Annotated in this window: 13 protein-coding genes; 11 read left to right on the top strand and 2 right to left on the bottom strand. The window is 61.2% G+C overall.

Annotated elements, in window-relative coordinates:
• The 7 genes from GC1_RS18555 to GC1_RS18525 all read left to right on the top strand — a co-directional run bounded on the left by GC1_RS18555 (position 1) and on the right by GC1_RS18525 (position 8,686).
• Entirely contained in the window at positions 1 to 1,071 is a 1,071-nt protein-coding gene (locus GC1_RS18555) for an alcohol dehydrogenase family protein (RefSeq protein ID WP_019297647.1), read from the top strand.
• Positions 1,068 to 1,964 (top strand): homocysteine S-methyltransferase family protein, encoded by an 897-nt coding sequence (locus GC1_RS18550; protein WP_019297648.1) that lies wholly within the window; start codon positions 1,068 to 1,070, stop codon positions 1,962 to 1,964. Before GC1_RS18555 ends, GC1_RS18550 begins: the two co-directional genes overlap by 4 nt.
• A gap of 18 nt (positions 1,965 to 1,982) precedes the next feature.
• The gene (locus GC1_RS18545) at positions 1,983 to 2,996 is read left to right on the top strand and encodes a GlxA family transcriptional regulator (RefSeq protein WP_019297649.1); all 1,014 of its coding nucleotides are present in this window, start codon (positions 1,983 to 1,985) and stop codon (positions 2,994 to 2,996) included.
• A gap of 83 nt (positions 2,997 to 3,079) precedes the next feature.
• Positions 3,080 to 5,530 (top strand): GcvT family protein, encoded by a 2,451-nt coding sequence (locus GC1_RS18540; protein WP_019297650.1) that lies wholly within the window; start codon positions 3,080 to 3,082, stop codon positions 5,528 to 5,530.
• A gap of 259 nt (positions 5,531 to 5,789) precedes the next feature.
• Positions 5,790 to 6,908, top strand: a complete 1,119-nt coding sequence (dnaN, locus tag GC1_RS18535) for a DNA polymerase III subunit beta (protein ID WP_019297651.1) — start codon at positions 5,790 to 5,792, stop codon at positions 6,906 to 6,908.
• Between the two features lie 63 nt (positions 6,909 to 6,971).
• Positions 6,972 to 8,069, top strand: a complete 1,098-nt coding sequence (recF, locus tag GC1_RS18530) for a DNA replication/repair protein RecF (RefSeq protein ID WP_019297652.1) — start codon at positions 6,972 to 6,974, stop codon at positions 8,067 to 8,069.
• A complete protein-coding gene (locus tag GC1_RS18525; protein ID WP_019297653.1) occupies positions 8,066 to 8,686 on the top strand; it encodes a LysE family translocator in 621 nt (206 codons plus the stop codon). Before recF ends, GC1_RS18525 begins: the two co-directional genes overlap by 4 nt.
• Here GC1_RS18525 and GC1_RS18520 read toward each other — a convergent pair.
• Complete coding sequence (locus GC1_RS18520; RefSeq protein WP_019297654.1) at positions 8,683 to 9,276, bottom strand: TetR/AcrR family transcriptional regulator; 594 nt, start codon at positions 9,274 to 9,276, stop codon at positions 8,683 to 8,685. The two genes, GC1_RS18525 and GC1_RS18520, sit on opposite strands and share 4 nt — an antisense overlap.
• Before the next feature lie 107 nt (positions 9,277 to 9,383).
• Between GC1_RS18520 and GC1_RS18515 the strand changes: the two genes are divergently transcribed.
• The 3 genes from GC1_RS18515 to GC1_RS18505 all read left to right on the top strand — a co-directional run bounded on the left by GC1_RS18515 (position 9,384) and on the right by GC1_RS18505 (position 15,829).
• Entirely contained in the window at positions 9,384 to 9,974 is a 591-nt protein-coding gene (locus GC1_RS18515) for an NAD(P)H-dependent oxidoreductase (RefSeq protein ID WP_019297655.1), read from the top strand.
• Between the two features lie 93 nt (positions 9,975 to 10,067).
• A complete protein-coding gene (gene gyrB / locus GC1_RS18510; protein WP_019297656.1) occupies positions 10,068 to 12,485 on the top strand; it encodes a DNA topoisomerase (ATP-hydrolyzing) subunit B in 2,418 nt (805 codons plus the stop codon).
• A 629-nt stretch (positions 12,486 to 13,114) separates the two neighbouring features.
• Complete coding sequence (locus GC1_RS18505) at positions 13,115 to 15,829, top strand: ammonium transporter (RefSeq protein ID WP_019297657.1); 2,715 nt, start codon at positions 13,115 to 13,117, stop codon at positions 15,827 to 15,829.
• Positions 15,830 to 16,089: 260 nt separating this feature from the next.
• On the opposite strand, the gene GC1_RS18500 is transcribed toward GC1_RS18505, so the two are convergent.
• A complete protein-coding gene (locus tag GC1_RS18500) occupies positions 16,090 to 16,959 on the bottom strand; it encodes a hypothetical protein (RefSeq protein WP_029204963.1) in 870 nt (289 codons plus the stop codon).
• Positions 16,960 to 17,085: 126 nt separating this feature from the next.
• On the opposite strand from GC1_RS18500, the gene miaB reads away from it, so the two are divergent.
• The gene (gene miaB, locus GC1_RS18495) at positions 17,086 to 18,408 is read left to right on the top strand and encodes a tRNA (N6-isopentenyl adenosine(37)-C2)-methylthiotransferase MiaB (protein ID WP_019297659.1); all 1,323 of its coding nucleotides are present in this window, start codon (positions 17,086 to 17,088) and stop codon (positions 18,406 to 18,408) included.
• Positions 18,409 to 18,620: the final 212 nt, after the last annotated feature.

The following is an 18,620-nucleotide window of genomic DNA, read 5'->3' as shown; positions in this document are numbered from 1 at the left end:
ATGGCCCAGATGATGAAAGGCGTTTGTTTGACCCGGCATGGCGGGCCGAATGCGCTCGAATGGCGTGAAGATATTCCTGTTCCGGTCCCAGGGCCGGGGCAGGTGCTGGTCAAGGTTCTGGCAGCCGGCGTCAACAACACCGACATCAACACCCGGATCGGCTGGTATTCGTCAGATGTGACGGGGGCCACTAATGCGGTCGGCGATGACGCAGAGGTCGAGGCCGGCGGCTGGGGTGGCGCCCTGAGTTTTCCCCGCATCCAAGGCGGCGACCTGTGCGGCGTGGTGGTTCAGACCGGCCCAGATGTTGGTGACTTCCACGTGGGGCAGCGGGTCACCAGCCAGATCAATATTCCCCGGCCGCAGCCGGACAATCCGGTGGCCTTTGTCGCCCTAGGGTCAGAGCTTGACGGTGCTTTCGCGCAATACTGCCTGATGGAGGCGGCAGAGCTGTTCGATGTCAGCGCCTCTCCCTTGTCCGATACCGAGATCGCGGCGATGCCCTGTGCCTATGGAACCGCCTGGAACCTGCTGCACCGTGCTGGTGTCTCCGGTGGCCACCGGGTGCTGGTGACCGGCGCTTCCGGCGGGGTCGGGCTGGCTGCGGTCCAGCTGGCGGCCCATCTTGGCGCGCAGGTGACCGGTCAGACATCGCCCGCCAAAGCGGATGCGGTGACCGCGATGGGGGCTTGCAGCATCATTGGCCGCGTGGAAACACCTGAACCAGGCAGTTTCGACGCCGTCATAGACGTGGTCGGCGGCCCGGCCTGGCCCGCGCTGATACAGGCGCTGCGGCCCGGCGGGCATTACGCGGTCTCCGGCGCCATTGCCGGCCCGATCGTCACAGCGGACCTGCGCGAGATTTACCTGCGCGACATCACTGTCCACGGCTGCACCTTCTCCCCCCGTACGGTCTTTGCTGAACTGGTGGAGCTGATCAATTCCGGCGCAATCCGTCCCTTGGTCTCGGCAACCTATCCCCTGCAGGACATCGCTCGGGCGCAAGCCGATTTCATGAGCAAGGCGTTTCCGGGCAAACTGGTCCTGATTCCCCCGCAGGAGGCCCCATGACAGATATCATTCTTCTTGACGGCTCAATCGGGCAGGAAGTTGTCAAGCGGTCCGGCGACCGGGCGACGCCGCTGTGGTCAACCTCCGTGATGATCGGAAAGCCGGATGTGGTCGGCGGCATTCACGCGGACTACTTTGCTGCCGGGGCCACAATGGCCACCATGAATACCTATGCGGTGCTGCGCGACCGCTTGGTCCGCGCAGGCATCGAGGAGCATTTCGAAGAACTGCTGTCCACGGCGGCCGCTCAGGCAACCGCTGCACGGGACGCCCACGGCTCAGGCCGTGTCGCCGCTGCGCTGGGGCCGCTGATTGCCTCTTACCGCCCGGATATCTGCCCGCCGCACCAGGAGGCCGCACCGGTCTACGCAGAGATTGTTCAGCTGCTGGACCCGCAGGCGGATCTGTACCTGATCGAAACCGTGTCATCTATCGAACACGCTAGGGGGGCGCTGCTTGGCTGCGCCGGGACGGCGAAACCAGTGTGGCTGGCGGCTTCTGTTTCCGATGAAGACGGAACGCTGCTGCGTTCCGGCGAGCCGCTGGCGGACCTCGCGGCGGTGGTCGAGGATTTCCAGCCGGAGGCGGTCCTGCTCAACTGTTCGCGCCCCGAGATCGTCGGCGCAGGCCTGGAAATTGTCAAAACCTTCGGCAAGCCCTGCGGCGCATATGCCAACGGGTTCACCCGGATTTCCGAGGGGTTTCTGAAAGATGCCCCCACCGTGGACGCGCTGGAGCAGCGTCAGGATCTGGGGCCCAAGGCCTACGCGGAATTTGCCATGGGCTGGGTTGCCCAAGGCGCCACGATCGTCGGCGGCTGCTGTGAAGTCGGCCCGGACCATATTGCCGAACTGGCCCGCTGTTTGCGCGCGGCCGGGCATCGGATCGTCTGACCAGGGGAGGGGATCAGCATGGCAGCTCCGGAAAAACTCAAAGCGGCAGAACCGGCCCGGGTCTGGCACATCGACATCATCGTCACCGAAGGCTTCGTACTGATCGAGATGTCGGCGATCCTGGAGGTTCTGCGGATCGCCAACCGCGTGCTGGCCCAGCCGCCGTTCAAATGGACCGTCCGCTCACTGCAGGGCGGCCGGGTGGGCTGCCGGGCGGGCCTAAGCGTGGATACTGAACCCTTCGCGGCCAAGCCGGACGCGGATTTTGCCTTCTTCCTTGGCAACTCGGACCCGGACCATCCAGGCCTCAGCCTGGGACGGGTGATTTCCAGCTACACCTGCCGCGATATCAAGGTCTACCTGCTGGCCGAGGCCGCGGCGCGCTATATCCGTGACCAGGGTGGCGCCGCCGGGCGGCTGACGACTCATTGGGAAAACTCCGCCCTGCTGCGCGAGCGGATGGGGCTGAACGATTCCAGCCACGCGCTGGCCAGCGAGGACGGGCTGGTGGTGACCTGCGCTGGCATGGGGTCCACCGTCGATATCATCCTGGCGCTGGTCGGCAGGCTGACCTCTGCTGCGGCGCAGATGACCGTGGGCAACATCATGCTGCACGAACAGGTGCGCGATTTCTCCTCGCTGCAGCCTTTTGCCGGCGCCAAGCCGACCATCACCGGAGACAGCGATCTGGACCACTGCATCCGCATCATGCAGGACAACATCGAGGAACCGGTGCCGATCAGCGACATCGTCGGGGAGCTAGGCATCTCCACCCGCTCGCTGGAGCGCAAGTTCAAGACTTTCCTGGGGACCACTCCCAATGGGTTTTATCGGGAAATGCGGCTTTCCAAGGCCAACAACTTGTTGCTCAATACCACCATGAGCGTCCGCGAGATCGGTCTTGCCTGTGGGTTTCCCAATGGGTTCTCCAGTCTTTACAAGAGCTTCTTCGGCATTACTCCCTTTGCTCTGCGCAAGCGCCGCCGACTGGGCGAGGATGGTTCGGAAAAAATCCTAAAGGCCGGAGAATAGCTCCGGGAGTCTGACGTTTTTGATGCATTTTGCGCCGCCTGTTCGTGATAATCAGGCGCAAACCCTCATTCAGGAGCGATGACATGAGCGATCTTCCCAACAAGGCCAGCGTGGTGATTATCGGCGGCGGCGTGATCGGCTGTTCGGTGGCCTATCACCTGACCAAGCTCGGCTGGAAGGATGTGGTGCTGCTGGAGCGCAAGCAGCTGACTTCCGGCACCACCTGGCACGCCGCGGGCCTGATCGGACAGCTGCGCGCCTCCTCCAACATGACCAAGCTCGCCCGCTATTCGGCGGAGCTGTACCTGGGGCTTGAGGAAGAAACCGGCGTCGCCACCGGCATGCGCCAGGTCGGCTCGGTGTCCGCGGCGCTGACCAACGAACGGCTTGAAGAACTCTATCGCAACGCCGCAATGGCCCGCGCCTTTGGCGTGCCGGTGGAGGAACTGTCGCCCAAGGAAGTCAAGGAGCGCTACGAGCACATCAATCTGGACGGCGTGACCGGCGGTGTCTGGCTGCCGACCGACGGGCAGGCGGACCCGGCCAACATCGCGCTGGCCTTGGCCAAGGGCGCCCGCCAGCGCGGCGCGCTGGTCAAGGAACGGATCAAGGTCACCGGCATCTCCAAAAACGGCCGCCGCGTCACCGGTGTCGACTGGGCCAGCGATGATGGCCAGTTCCAAGGCCACATCGAAGCCGACATGGTGGTGAACTGTGCCGGCATGTGGGGCCACGAGGTCGGCCGCATGGCAGGCGTCAACGTGCCGCTGCACGCCTGTGAGCATTTCTACATCGTGACCGAAGGCATCGCAGGCCTGTCCCAGATGCCGGTGCTGCGGGTGCCGGATGAATGCGCCTACTACAAGGAAGACGCAGGCAAGATCCTTTTGGGTGCCTTTGAACCCAACGCCAAACCCTGGGCGATGAACGGCATCCCCGACAGCTTCGAGTTCGACCAGCTGCCCGAGGACTTCGACCACTTCGAGCCGATCCTGGAGGCCGCCTGCAACCGGATGCCGATGCTGGCGGAGGCCGGTATTCACACGTTCTTCAACGGCCCGGAATCCTTTACCCCGGACGACGCCTACCACCTTGGCCTGGCGCCGGAGATGGACAACTTCTGGGTTGCCGCAGGCTTCAACTCGATCGGCATCCAGTCCGCAGGCGGCGCCGGCATGGCGCTGGCGCAGTGGATGGAAGACGGCCAGAAGCCGTTTGACCTCGGCGATGTGGACATCTCCCGTATGCACCCGTTCCAGGGTAACAAGCACTATCTGTTCGAGCGTTCAAAAGAGACCCTGGGCCTGCTGTATGCAGACCATTTTCCCTACCGCCAGAAAGCCACTGCTCGCGGCGTGCGCCGCACCCCGTTCCATTATCACCTTAAGGAACAGGGCGCCGTATTCGGCGAAATCGGCGGCTGGGAGCGCGCCAACTGGTTTGCCAACGACGGCCAAGAGCGCGAGTATCAGTACAGCTGGAAGCGCCAGAACTGGTTTGAAAACTCCGCCGCTGAACATCGCGCTGTCCGTGAAAACGTCGGCATGTACGACATGTCCTCCTTCGGCAAGATCCGCGTTGAAGGCCCGGATGCCGAAAAGTTCCTGAACTACATCTGCGGTGCCAATGTCTCGGTTCCGGCGGGCAAGATCGTCTACACCCAGTTCCTGAACAGCCGCGGCGGGATTGAGGCGGATGTGACCGTCACCCGCCTGAGCGAGACTGTCTATCTGGTGGTGACTCCCGCGGTGACCCGCCTCGCCGACCAGACCTGGATGATGCGCAACAAGGGCGGTTTCAACGTCGTGCTCACCGATGTGACCGCAGGCGAGGGCGTGCTGGCCGTGATGGGTCCGAACTCCCGTGAACTTCTGCAGAAAGTGTCGCCCAATGATTTCTCCAACGAGGTGAACCCCTTCGGCACCGCGCAAGAGATCGAACTTGGCATGGGGCTCGCCCGTGTGCACCGGGTGACTTATGTGGGTGAGCTTGGCTGGGAAATCTATATCCCGGCGGAAATGTCCGGCCATGCCTTCGAAACCCTCTGGGAGGCGGGCCAGGATATGGGGCTCAAGCTCTGCGGTATGCACATGATGGACAGCTGCCGGATCGAGAAGGGCTTCCGCCACTTCGGCCACGACATCACCTGCGAGGACAATGTGATCGACGCAGGGCTCGGCTTTGCGGTTGCCACCGGCAAGGACGACTTCATCGGCAAGGCCGCGGTGCTGGAGCGCAAGGAGAGCGGCCCCAAGAACCGCATGGTTCAGTTCAAGCTGACCGATCCCGAGCCGCTGCTGTTCCACAACGAACCGATCATCCGCGACGGCAAGTATGTGGGCTATCTCAGCTCCGGCAACTACGGCCACACCTTGGGTGCCGCCATCGGCATGGGCTATGTGCCTTGCGAGGGCGAAAGCGCGGCGGATGTGCTGGGTTCGACCTATGAGATCGACGTCTGCGGCGTGAAGGTGCAGGCGGAAGCCTCGCTCAAGCCGATGTACGATCCGAAATCGGAGCGGGTGAAGGCCTAAGCACCTCTCCAGTGCATTCACCTGCCCGTATCGCGTCCCGGCCTTGTGCCGGGGCGTTTTTCGTTGCTGTCCCCGCGGGGACAGACCCGGGTTCTGCTGCAACGTTTCCCCCGGTTTCACGGCCTAGCCGTTCAGCCCCTCTTGACCCCGCCTGAATTCCCTTGGAGAAATCCATAAAAAGCCTTGTGCGGCAGGGGTAAACAGGTAGGTTGCTTGTCCCGGCATGTGACACGGGCGCCTGACGAAGAGGATTTGGGACATGAAGATCAGCATCGAACGCGGCACGCTTCTCAAGGCCGTGGCCCAGGCGCAGTCTGTGGTCGAGCGCCGCAACACCATTCCGATCCTGGCGAATGTGCTGATCGAAGCCGAAGGCGACAGCGTCCAGTTCCGCGCCACCGACCTGGATATCGAGGTGGTCGACAAGGCCCCCGCGCAGGTGGAACGCGCCGGCGCGACCACCGTCGCTGCCACCACCCTGCACGAGATTGTCCGCAAGCTGCCTGATGGTGCGCTGGTCACCCTGACCGCCGATGCCGCAACCGGCCGTCTGGCGGTCGAGGCCGGGCGCTCCAATTTCTCTCTGGCGACTCTGCCGCGCGAGGATTTCCCGGTGATGGCCTCGTCGGAATACCATTCGAACTTTGCCGCCAAGGCCGCGGTGCTGCGCCGCCTGTTCGACAAGTCGAAATTCGCGATCTCCACCGAGGAGACCCGGTATTACCTGAACGGTGTCTACCTGCATGTTTCGTCGGGGGATGGCGGCAAGGTTCTGCGCGCCGTGGCCACCGACGGCCACCGCTTGGCCCGCATCGACGCGGAGCTGCCGCTGGGTGCCGAGGACATGCCCGGCGTGATCGTGCCGCGCAAGACCGTGGGCGAGCTGCGCAAGCTGCTGGATGATGACGACATGGATATCGCGGTCTCGGTTTCTGAAACCAAGGTGCGCTTTGCCACCCCGAATATCACCCTGACCTCCAAGGTGATCGACGGGACCTTTCCCGACTACACCCGCGTGATCCCGGCCGGAAACACCCGCCGCCTGGAAGTGGACGCGGCCGAGTTCGCACAGGCTGTTGACCGGGTTGCCACTGTTTCTTCTGAACGCTCCCGCGCGGTGAAGCTGCAGTTGGAAGAGGATCGGCTGATCCTGTCGGTGAACGCGCCCGACAGCGGTGCGGCGGAGGAAGAGCTGGCCGTCGCCTACAACGACGAGCGGCTGGAAATCGGCTTTAACGCAAAGTACCTGCTGGAAATCGCCAACCAGGTGGACCGCGAAAACGCCGTGTTCATGTTCAACTCCTCCGGCGATCCGACCCTGATGCGCGAAGGCAACGACGAAAGCGCCGTTTACGTCGTGATGCCGATGCGGGTTTGATCGCCTGACGGCGATGCCTGCAGCGCGAGTAATTTTGCAAAGAAGAAAAAGGGCGCGCGCTTCATGCTGGCTCTGACCGCATTGACCCTTTCCCATTTCCGCTCGCATTTGCGGGCGGATTTGCGTTTGGACGGGCGTCCGGTGGCCATTCACGGCAACAACGGCGCGGGCAAGACCAACATCCTGGAAGCAGTGTCTCTGTTTTCCCCGGGCCGCGGCCTGCGCCGGGCCAGTGCCGCCGATATGGCGCGCCAGCCAGAGGCTTTGGGTTGGAAGCTGAGAGGCGAGCTGCAGGCGCCGTCGCAGGCTTACGAGGTGGAAACCTGGTCCGAGGGAGGTAATGCCCGGCAGGTGAAGATCGACAACAAGTCCGCCAGCCAACTGGCGCTGGGGCAAGTGGCGCGCGTGGTGTGGCTGATTCCGGCAATGGACCGGCTGTGGATTGAGGCTGCAGAGGGGCGGCGGCGGTTTCTGGACCGGATCGCGCTGAGTTTCGAGCCGGGTCATGCTGAGGCCTCGCTGGCGTATGAGAAGGCAATGCGCGAGCGCAACCGGCTGCTGAAGGAACAGATCCGCGATGCAGCCTGGTACCGGGTGCTGGAGGATCGCATGGCTGCCGCCGGGCACCGGATTCATGCGGCCCGGGTGCAGGCGGTGGAGCTGCTGCAGCTGGCACAGGCCGAGGCGGAGACCGCCTTTCCGGCTGCGGAGCTGGAACTGTTGCAGTCGGAGGGCAGCATGCCGTTCTCGGAGGCTGATTTCAAAGAGGCGCTGGAGGAAAGCCGGTTCCGCGATCTGGCCGCAGGCCGTACCTTGGTAGGGCCGCACCGCACCGATCTGATTGGCACTTACCGCGCCAAGGGCATCCCGGCCAAGGACTGCTCCACCGGAGAGCAGAAGGCGTTGCTGGTGTCGCTGATTCTGGCCAATGCGCGGGCGCTGGCCGAGCGCGAGGGCGCGCCGCCGATTCTGTTGCTGGATGAGGTTGCGGCGCATCTGGATGCGGGCCGCCGCGCTGCGCTGTATGATGAGATCTGCGCGCTTGGCACCCAGGCCTGGATGACAGGCACCGGCCCAGAGCTGTTTACGGAGCTGGGCGGCCGGGCGCAGGTGCTGGAAGTGTCGGAAAACGAGGGCGTATCGGAGGTTTCCCAGAAATGACCGTTACGCCCTGGGACCTGGCGCTTTATGCCGGGGCCTTGCTGATCCTGTTCCTGACCCCCGGCCCGGTGTGGCTGGCCCTGATGGCGCGCTCGGTTTCCGGCGGGTTCCCAGCGGCCTGGCCGCTGGCGGTTGGCGTCGCCTGCGGCGACATCTTCTGGCCGCTGATTGCAGTTGCGGGCATGTCCTGGGTGGTTTCGGAGATCGAGGGCATCATGACCGTGCTGCGCTGGGTGGCCTGCGCGATGTTCCTGGGCATGGGGTATCTGCTGATCCGCCATGCCGGCGACGCGGTGGAGGAAAACCGCGCCCTGACCCGTCCCGGCATTTGGGCCGGTTTCATGGCCGGTATCGCGGTGATCCTCGGCAACCCCAAGGCGATCTTGTTCTACATGGGCGTGCTGCCCGGGTTCTTTGACCTGTCGGGCATCTCCGGGAGCGACATCGCTGCAATTGTGACCCTGTCCTTCCTGGTTCCGCTTTTGGGCAACCTGGCGCTGGCGGGGATGGTGCACCGCGTGCGCCGGGCGGTAACCTCCACCCGGATCCGGCGGCGGATCAACCTGGTGTCCGGCGGGCTGCTGATCTGTGTCGGGCTGGTGATTCCCTTCACCTAAGGGGCGGGCTGCAGCCAGGCTTGCAGGTATGGCGCCAGCGCCCGGGCAGGCGGCGTTTCATCATCGTGTTCCATGCAAAACCACACGCCCAGGACGTGGTTCAGGAAGGCCTGAATGCCTTCTGCCAGCAGTTCCGGCGGCTGATCCTGGCGAATTTGGCCTGCCGTCTGCAGAACCTGCAGCCAGCGCGTCAGCAGCGTGACCTGCCGGATGAAACTGGCGGTGACCACCTCATCCGGTTCCGCCGCTGTGGTGCCGGAGTAGCGCAAAAGCAGATCAAAGATCACCCGGTCCTGGCCGACGTAGTCCAGGTGCGGCGCCAGTCGGGCGGTCAGTTCATCCGCATCCTGGGGAGGGTCCCCTGCCTCCATCCCGTCCAGCAGGCGCATGACCTCATCCCCGATCAGCACGGCCAGCAGCCCGTCCTTGTCCTTGAAATGCGAAAACAGGGTGCCTTTGGCCACACCGGCGCGGGCGACCACATCCTCCACCCGCAATCCGCTGTAGCCCTGCTCCTGCACGATGGTGGCTGCCACCTCCTGCAGTCTTGCCCTGGTTTCCAGCCGCCGTTTCTGCGGTGCACGCGTCATTATCAGCCTCACAAGCTATTTTTTGACCGCGGTCATTTTTATAATTGACCGCGGTCATTTTTGATTCAATAAAGTGACCATGGTCAACTTATCCAATGGAGAGTGAAATGTCTGCCCGGAAAATCCTGATTCTAAACGGCCACCCGGCTGCCAATACCTTTACCGGGGCGCTGTGCGGCAGCTATGCGTCTGCCGCTGGCGGCGCCGGTCATGACGTGCGCATGCACAATCTGTCGCAGCTGGAGTTCGATTCGGATTTCGGGCAGGCCGGGTTCTCCGGTGCAAAGAAGCTGGAGCCCCAAATTGAGGCGGTGCTTTCGGATTTCGAATGGGCGGGCCATGTGGTCATTGCCTTTCCCCTGTGGTGGGGCGGCATGCCGGGTAAATTGAAGGGGCTGTTCGACCGGATCCTGCTGCCCGGCCGCACCTTTGATCCCCGCATTGTCACCGATGGCCTGCCCAAGCCGCTGTTGACGGGAAAGTCAGGACGGGTCCTGATTGCGTCAGACACGCCGCCCGATTTGATGGCGCAATACTACGACAATGCCGCGCATGTTCAGGTGGAACGCCAGATCCTGAATTTTGTCGGAATTGACCCGGTTGAGACCTGCCATTTCGGCGCTTTGCAGGGGTCAAGCAGCGAGGAGCGCAAAGCCTGGCTACGCACAGCGGCGGAACTCGGGGCGCTGGGTGCGTAATCGCCTGACGGGCCCATGAAAAAAGGGGGCTTGCTCGTGACATTCCTCCCCGGGTTTCGTATAAAATCCCGAAGCTAAAACAGGAAGATGTGAATGTCCGGAAACGAGCAGGCCCCCGCAGAATATGGCGCGGATTCCATCAAGGTTCTCAAAGGGTTGGAGGCGGTTCGCAAGCGCCCTGGCATGTATATCGGGGACACGGATGACGGCTCGGGCCTGCACCATATGGTGTACGAGGTCGTGGACAACGGCATCGACGAGGCGCTGGCAGGCCACGCTGACCATGTAACCGTGAAAATTCATGCGGATTCCAGCGTCTCCGTCAGCGACAACGGCCGCGGCATTCCGGTGGATATTCATGCCGAGGAAGGCGTTTCGGCAGCCGAGGTCATCATGACCCAGCTACACGCTGGTGGTAAATTTGACAGCAACTCCTATAAGGTCTCGGGCGGCCTGCACGGCGTGGGCGTGTCGGTGGTGAACGCGCTGTCTGACTGGTTGGAGCTGCGCATCTGGCGCAACGGCAAGGAGCACGTGGCGCGGTTTGAACGCGGCGATACCGTTAAGCATCTGGAAGTGGTCGGCGATTGTGGTGACCAGACCGGCACCGAAGTCCGGTTCATGGCGTCGACCGATACATTCTCGAACCTGGAATACTCTTTTGAGACGCTGGAAAAGCGACTGCGCGAGCTGGCCTTTCTGAACTCCGGTGTGCGGATCATTCTGGAGGATGAGCGCCCGGCAGAGAAGCTCTCGGCGGAGCTGTTCTACGAGGGCGGCGTCAAGGAATTCGTCAAATACCTTGACCGGCACAAGACCCCGGTGATGGACGCTCCGGTCTACATCGTGGGGGAGAAGGACGACATCGGCGTCGAGATTGCCATGTGGTGGAATGACAGCTACCACGAGACGGTGCTTCCCTTCACCAATAATATTCCGCAGCGCGACGGAGGCACTCATGTCGCGGGCTTCCGCGGTGCGCTGACCCGGACCATCAACAACTACGCGCAGACGTCGGGCATCGCCAAGAAAGAGAAGGTCTCTTTCACCGGCGACGATGCTCGCGAAGGGCTGACCTGTGTTCTGTCGGTCAAGGTGCCGGACCCGAAATTCTCCAGCCAGACCAAAGACAAGCTGGTGTCCTCCGAGGTGCGCCCGGTGGTCGAAAGCCTGATGGGTGAAAAGCTGGCCGAATGGTTCGAGGAAAACCCGAACGAGGCCAAGCAGATCGTCGGCAAGATTGTCGAGGCCGCTCTGGCCCGCGAAGCTGCCCGCAAAGCGCGCGAGCTGACCCGCCGCAAGACCGCGATGGACGTGAACTACCTAGCCGGTAAGCTCAAGGACTGCTCCGAGAAAGACCCTTCCAAGACTGAAGTCTTCCTGGTCGAGGGTGACTCGGCCGGCGGCTCCGCCCAAACCGGGCGGGACCGGATGACCCAAGCCATCCTGCCCCTGCGCGGCAAGATCCTGAACGTGGAGCGTGCGCGGTTTGACCGGATGCTGTCCTCTCAGGAAATCGGCAATCTGGTGATGGCGCTTGGTACTGGCATCGGCCGTGATGAATTCAACATCGAGAAGCTGCGCTACCACAAGATCGTCATCATGACCGACGCCGACGTCGACGGCGCCCACATCCGTACCCTGCTGCTGACCTTCTTCTACCGCCAGATGCCTGAGCTGATCGAGGGCGGTTACCTCTACATTGCCCAGCCGCCGCTTTATAAGGTCGCGCGCGGCAAGTCAGAGGTCTACCTCAAGGATCAGGCGGCGCTGGACGATTACCTGATCAACCAGGGCGTCGATGGCGCGGTGCTGAAACTGGGCGACGGGTCTGAAATGGCCGGTGCCGACCTCACTCGCGTAGTGGACGAGGCGCGGCAGCTCAAACGCGTGCTGGATGCTTTCCCGACCCATTACCCGCGCCACATCCTGGAGCAGGCTGCCGTGGCCGGCGCCTTTGTACCCGGTGCCGTGGATTCCGACCTGCAGGGCGTGGCCGACAAAGTTGCCCAACGGCTGGACCTGATCGCATTGGAATATGAACGCGGCTGGCAGGGCCGGATCACCCAGGACCACGGGATCCGCCTGGCCCGCATCCTGCGCGGAGTCGAGGAAGTACGTACCTTGGATGGCCCGATGCTGCGCTCGGGCGAAGCCCGCAAGACTGGCAGTTTCACCAAAAGCCTGCAGGAAGTTTACGGCACCACCGCCCAACTGGTCCGCCGCGACCGCAGCCAGATGATCCATGGCCCGCTGGGCCTCTTGCAGGCGATTCTGGAAGAGGGCGAAAAGGGCCTTACTCTGCAGCGCTACAAGGGGTTGGGCGAAATGAACCCCGATCAGCTTTGGGAAACTACACTTGATCCGGATGCCCGCACGCTGCTGCAGGTCCGTATTGATGATATGGTCGAAGCGGACGATTTGTTTACCAAGCTAATGGGCGATGTGGTGGAACCGCGCCGGGAGTTTATTCAGAAGAACGCCCTTAGCGTGGAAAATCTGGATTTCTGAGGCCGTTGTAGGATCGCCCAAAAGCGTGTTTTTGACCCATACTTTTGCGCAAATTGCCCATAGTTTTGGGTCTCGCATACGGTAAAGGGTAGGCAGTTTCTGGATGCACTGGGGTCTTCTTTTTTGAAATGATCTCGGGGTTTCAAGTGCTGCTACCCTTTTCGCGATTGCCAACTTGGCGGGCAAATTCACGATTCGCGTGGTGAACTTTTGGCCGCCGGTGCCCTGTCGGCAAGCTCTTGGCGTAGTGCGGACAAATAGGCTTGTAGGGAGCCCTGCGCGGTCGGCATAGGTGTCTCCTCTTTGTTTCCATAAGTTCCTTGTGATTGCCGGCTGGTAGCCCGCCTTTCGCATGTACAGCAGCGCTTTGCCGGTGCAAAGGCGGGCGTTAGTTGCGTGGCTGCCCACGGCCGTCCGGGAGTTGGGTGGAGCTGCCATTTGCCGCAACTTAAGCGGCGCCAGGTGCCGGATTTGTGCGGGAAGCGCCTGGGTGGAATTCCGGCAAGTAAAAATGAACACAGAAGTCCAGGGCCGGCCTGAGCTGTGCTAAATCATGGAAACCAATTTTTGACGTCTGATATTTAATATACGTCTTTAGCGAGTGTTATTTTTAATCTTGGGGTTGTTTAATGTCTGAGGCCGACGCTGTCTGGATACTGTTTTCCGCGCTTCTTGTGCTTGTGCTGCAATCTGGGTTTCTATGCTTGGAATCCGGCACGGTACGGGCAAAGAATGCAGCAAATGTCGCACTCAAGAACTTGTCAGATGTCTGCGTGGTCAGCACTGCATTCTGGCTGACCGGATTCGGTCTGATGTTTGGCCCCAGCTTGGGTGGCCTGTTCGGGACCGGCGGCTTCTGGCCACAGCTCGACAACTCCGCAGGCCATTCAGCCGCAATTTTCCTGTTTCAGATGGCTTTTGCTTCCACAGCTGCAACGATTGTGTCCGGTGCCGTGGCCGAGCGGGAGAGGTTTCTGGGCTACTTAGTGATGTCCGTGATGCTCGGGGCCTTTATTTATCCTGTTGCCGGGCATTGGGTCTGGAATGAGGCCGGATGGTTGCGGCAGGCTGGCTTCATCGACTTTGCCGGCGCGACAGTGGTGCATAGTGTCGGAGGCTGGACAGCGCTGGTGGCAGTCGTTCTCTTGGGGCCGCGGCTGGGCCGCTATGGGCCGAAGAAGCGGTTTTTCGAAGAGAACTCCATCTCCCTCGTGACCCTTGGCGGGTTGTTGCTGTGGGTCGGATGGGGCGCGTTCAACGGCGGCTCAGCTTTGGCTTTCAGCACAAATGTGGGTCCGGTGATCGCCCGCACTATGCTGTCGGCAGCGGGAGCGGGAATTGCCAGCATAATCATAGGTCTAGGGCTGTTCCGTTGTGTCCGGGCTGAAATCCTGGTCAACGGTTTTCTCGGCGGGCTGGTGGCAGGAACCGCGGGTATCCATCTTGTGACAGGGCCGATGGCCTTCCTGATAGGGGGCGTCGGTTCGGTGACAGTGATCGTCGCACGGGACATTCTGGATGCACTGAAAATTGATGATGTGGTGGGCGCGGTACCGGTACATCTGGCAGCCGGGCTGGTCGGCACGCTCGCGGTGGCATTCACGGTCCCGCTGGAGCTGCTCCCTGCCGGGAGCAGGCTGGGCCAGCTCGGAATTCAGGCCTTGGGGGCTTCTGCTGTAGCAGCCTGGGTTATCTCGTGCACGGTTCCGCTTGCTATAATTCTCAAAGCTGCTGGACTGCTGCGAGCGCGTCCCAGAGACGAGGTGCGGGGGTTGAACTTGGCTGAAAACAACCAGCGCAATGCGCTGCTGGAAATGCTGGAGGAGATGAAGCGGCATCAGAGGTCCGGGTCTTTCAGCAGCCGAGTGCGTGTCGAACGGTCCACTGATCTGGGAGTGCTGGCGTTCCGTTACAACCGTGTGCTGGACCGGGTCGAAGATGAAATCAGCCTGCGTGTGGACTCGATCCGCAAAGAACGGATGAGCCGGGTGCTGGCGGAAGAGGCCTTTGAGGCGATGCGGGAGGCGCAGGAGGAAAGCGCCTGGTCGGCCCGGCATGACAAGCTCACTGGGCTGGGAAACCGCAAGCACCTGGAGGAAATTGCGTCCGCTCCGGCGGCGGATCAGCAGGCAGGCACAATGGTTGTCGCGCTGGACCTGGACCGGTTCAAAGAGATCAATGACACTTACGGGCATGAGGCCGGTGATCTGGTTCTGGAACACGCGGCGCAGCGGATTTCCGGTAAGATCCACGCCGGGCGCGACTTTGCTTTCCGTATCGGCGGGGACGAATTTGCGATGCTGATGGAGTTTGCCGGCAGCGAAGCGGAGGCATTTGAGTTCTGCTCGGATCTTCTGTTCGAGCTGCTTCAGCCGGTAAGATACAAGGATGCCGATCTCCAGGTCGGGGCGTCCATTGGTTTTGCTCTTAGCGAACCGCATGAAACCCTGCTGTCCGCGCTGCGGCGGGCTGACTTGGCGCTGTATGCCTCGAAGGCCGACGGGCGATCCTGCGTGAACGCATACTCCGCCTCTATCGGGTCTGCACATGATGAGAAGATGGACCTCATCCGGGACTTTAAACAGGCGTTCGTGAACAACGAGATTGAAGTCACTTTTCAGCCGCAGATCGACGGGAAAACAGGGGTGCTAGCAGGGTGCGAGGCCCTGGCGCGCTGGAACCACCCCCGCCGCGGCATTGTCGGCCCTGACGTCTTTGTGCCGATCGCCAGGGAGGTGAACATGCTGGCGGACTTGGACCGGCGGGTGCTGGATATCGCCTTGGCCGCCTACTGGGAGTTTGAGCAACAGGGCGTTGCTCTGCCCAGTATCTCAGTGAATGTCTCTGCAGAGCGGCTTGGCCACCCCGGTCTGATCGAGGAGCTGCGGCAGCGCACGGACATCCCGGCAAGCGGCCTCGCCTTCGAGCTTCTTGAGACGGTTTTTCTTGATCATGTTAATGACGATTATGGCAAGCAGATTGACGCTCTTAAGGCGATGGGTATCGGCATTGAGATTGATGATTTCGGAACCGGACATGCCAGCATCGCAGGGGTGCTGGCGCTTAAGCCCGACAGGTTGAAAATCGACCGCATGTTCACGACAGGCATTGATTGCAAGCCGGCCCGCCGCGACTTGATGCGCGGACTGATTGAGATGGCCGCCAGCGCCGGAGCGGCAGCGGTTGTAGAGGGGGTGGAAACCGCCGGCGAGGCGGAGGTTCTTTCTGAAATCGGCGCTGACATCCTGCAAGGTTATGCCTTTGGACGCCCAATGGACCGCAAGCGGTTCCTGGCATGGGCCCGTGATTGGCAAGCGGAGCGAAAGCCGCTGCAAGCAGGTTAGCCTGGTGGCAGGCGCGCGGCTTGCCTGCTCATCAATTGTTGCATTCTGCCTTCGCTCAGCTGCCGTCTGAGGAAGCATCCTCACAGCTGCAAGTTGCTATGCAGAGCGTCACTTGGCGTGCTCCTGCGGATCCAAACCACCTGCCAAATTGAGGAGCAACAGCCGAAGTTTGGCCGCTGGACCATGCGGTACCAGGCGAAACTCTCTGTGATTGGCTTCTTCATAATGCGGGGTGCGAAACCTTCGGCTATCCGGCCCATTCAAAACCACTGACCTGGTTCCATCAACCCTAGGTCAAGTAGTTGGCGCGAGTGCCATTCAAATGGCGCCGAGTTATGCCAGCGGAAAGATTCGATATCAAAAGTGGAGCCAGGGTTGCGCTTGAGAGCCTTTGCAGTGCGGAAGGAGCAGACCGCGGCGGTCAGATTATGGTGCCAGGGGCAAGCGTATGTATTGTATTCCTGATTGTCGAAGGTGTGATCCGGCTGCAGATGCAGGCCAGGCTTAGCGCGGAACAGTGAAATCCGGTCGATCTTGCGGCTGGCGGCTGGAATGTGCTCTTCAAAGCGCCAGCGCACACCGCCAAAGAAATCCAGTTGCCGCTCACGCGGATGACCCGTTTCCGGATCCTTGCGTGACTGTGCGTAATAGCCTGACTTGTCGAGATAGGCCTTCTCCAGCGATACCGCTGTGGGGCTCTCAGTCAGATCGCCGGCATAAAGGTCTATGACATAGGTGAGCATCGCATCGCGGCGTTCCTCGGTGTGGAATGTCAGCATCTCGCCGATGCCTCGGGATTCGCAGAATGGATAGAAGAGGTATTCCGCATTGTAGCAGTAGTACAGCCAGCAGCCCGGCTGCGCGCTGGCAATGACAGCATTGACGGCGCTGGTCACCGCCCCCTCAGGCCCGCAATCAAAGGGGACTCGGTGGACTCTTGCACGCACATCCTGCGGCAGGTCAAAGGCATCCGGCATCAGTGCTACGACCGCCTTGAAGCCGCTTTGCAAATGGTGCCGCAGGGTGGTGGCGATTTCCACCTCGTCTTCGATGAAAACCAGTGCAACCGGCCCTTTGGCCAGCAGCGGCTTGCCCTCTTTCAGGAAATCCTGCAGCGAAGAATACATCATGCCGGTCTGCCCTGCCTTTCTGGCCTTTGCTGCTAAAATCGGGTAAATCCCGCTGCATTGCAAGCAACGGCATTTGCCTGTATTGCAAGCCGCTGTTTACCCACCCTGGCTGGAAGGCTGACCCGCATGAGCGCCCCGAAGAAGCTGTTTATCAAGACCTATGGCTGTCAGATGAATGTCTACGACAGCGAACGTATGGCCGAGGCGCTGGGCGGTGAGGGGTACGTGGAGACCAAATCGGCAGATGACGCCGACATGATCCTGCTCAACACTTGCCACATCCGGGAAAAAGCGGCTGAAAAAGTCTATTCCGAACTTGGCCGCTTCAAGGGGCTCAAGGCTGAAAAACCGGACCTGAAGATCGGTGTTGCCGGTTGCGTTGCCCAGGCCGAAGGCGAAGAGATCATGCGCCGTCAGCCGCTGGTCGATCTGGTGGTTGGCCCCCAAAGCTATCACCGGCTGCCGGAAATGGAAGCCAAGACGCGTGAAGGGGAAAAGGTGCTGGACACCGATTTCCCCGAGGAAGACAAATTCGAAAAGCTCAAGAACCGGCCCAAGGCCAAACGCGGCCCAACCGCGTTTTTGACGGTGCAGGAGGGCTGCGACAAATTCTGTGCCTTCTGTGTTGTTCCCTACACCCGTGGAGCCGAGGTCTCGCGCCCTGCGGACCGCATCCTGCGTGAGGCACAAGACCTGGTGGAGCGCGGCGTGCGTGAGATCACCCTGTTGGGCCAAAACGTGAATGCATACCACGGCGCCGGTCCCAACGGCGACCTGACCCTGGCACAGTTGATCTGGGAGCTGGACAAAATCGACGGTCTGGAACGGATCCGTTTCACCACCTCGCACCCCAATGATATGCAAGACGACCTTATTGAGGCGCACGGCACTTGCGCCAAGCTGATGCCGTATCTGCATCTGCCGGTGCAGGCAGGGTCCGATAAGATCCTCAAACGGATGAACCGCTCACATACCGCCGAAAGCTACATCCGGCTGATCGAGCGCATTCGAGCCGCGCGTCCGGATATCCTGATCTCCGGAGACTTTATTGTTGGCTTCCCGGAAGAGACCGAGGAAGACTTCCAGGCCACCATGGATCTGGTTGAGGAGGTGAAATACGGCACCGCCTATTCCTTCAAATACTCGACCCGTCCCGGCACGCCGGCTGCAGAGCGCGCGCAAGTCGACCCGGCGGCAGCAGATGACCGGCTGCAGCGCTTGCAGGCCCTGCTCACCAGGCAGCAGCGCGAGGTTCAGGACAGCATGGTGGGCAGAGAGGTTGGTGTGCTGTTTGAGAAGGCAGGCCGCCTGCCGGGTCAAATGGTTGGCAAGTCCGATTATCTGCACGCTGTTCATGTTGCTGATTGCAGCCGTCAGGTTGGTGATCTTGCGCGGGTCCGGATCGTGTCTTCCGGCGCCAATTCTCTTGCTGGTGAACTGATCGGCTAATCAGCAGGATTTCGGCCGAATCCATTGGCGGCTTTTTCGTGGACCGTCCTCTCGTGACAGGCCGCCTTATTCAGGCGATTCTTCATTGCTTTGCTCTTGTAAACAATTTTTCAAAAATTCATTGAGTGTTCGTGGTGGGTGCCTAATTTGCGCGGAATATTAATAAAATTAGCATGTATACGCGGTCCCTATCAGGTATTTTGGCTCTTATG

The organism is Leisingera sp. ANG1 (assembly GCF_000203975.2).
GTDB lineage: Bacteria > Pseudomonadota > Alphaproteobacteria > Rhodobacterales > Rhodobacteraceae > Leisingera.
This window is presented reverse-complemented; position numbering and strand designations above follow the sequence as displayed.

What these genes read in the sequence shown, in the direction of transcription:
- GC1_RS18550 (WP_019297648.1), top strand. Translation starts at nt 1,068, where the DNA reads ATGACAGATATCATTCTTCTTGACGGCTCAATCGGGCAGGAAGTTGTC.
- GC1_RS18515 (WP_019297655.1), top strand. Translation starts at nt 9,384, where the DNA reads ATGTCTGCCCGGAAAATCCTGATTCTAAACGGCCACCCGGCTGCCAAT.
- gyrB (WP_019297656.1), top strand. Translation starts at nt 10,068, where the DNA reads ATGTCCGGAAACGAGCAGGCCCCCGCAGAATATGGCGCGGATTCCATC.
- miaB (WP_019297659.1), top strand. Translation starts at nt 17,086, where the DNA reads ATGAGCGCCCCGAAGAAGCTGTTTATCAAGACCTATGGCTGTCAGATG.
- recF (WP_019297652.1), top strand. Translation starts at nt 6,972, where the DNA reads ATGCTGGCTCTGACCGCATTGACCCTTTCCCATTTCCGCTCGCATTTG.
- GC1_RS18540 (WP_019297650.1), top strand. Translation starts at nt 3,080, where the DNA reads ATGAGCGATCTTCCCAACAAGGCCAGCGTGGTGATTATCGGCGGCGGC.
- GC1_RS18520 (WP_019297654.1), bottom strand. Translation starts at nt 9,276, where the DNA reads ATGACGCGTGCACCGCAGAAACGGCGGCTGGAAACCAGGGCAAGACTG.
- dnaN (WP_019297651.1), top strand. Translation starts at nt 5,790, where the DNA reads ATGAAGATCAGCATCGAACGCGGCACGCTTCTCAAGGCCGTGGCCCAG.
- GC1_RS18555 (WP_019297647.1), top strand. Translation starts at nt 1, where the DNA reads ATGGCCCAGATGATGAAAGGCGTTTGTTTGACCCGGCATGGCGGGCCG.
- GC1_RS18500 (WP_029204963.1), bottom strand. Translation starts at nt 16,959, where the DNA reads ATGATGTATTCTTCGCTGCAGGATTTCCTGAAAGAGGGCAAGCCGCTG.
- GC1_RS18545 (WP_019297649.1), top strand. Translation starts at nt 1,983, where the DNA reads ATGGCAGCTCCGGAAAAACTCAAAGCGGCAGAACCGGCCCGGGTCTGG.
- GC1_RS18505 (WP_019297657.1), top strand. Translation starts at nt 13,115, where the DNA reads ATGTCTGAGGCCGACGCTGTCTGGATACTGTTTTCCGCGCTTCTTGTG.
- GC1_RS18525 (WP_019297653.1), top strand. Translation starts at nt 8,066, where the DNA reads ATGACCGTTACGCCCTGGGACCTGGCGCTTTATGCCGGGGCCTTGCTG.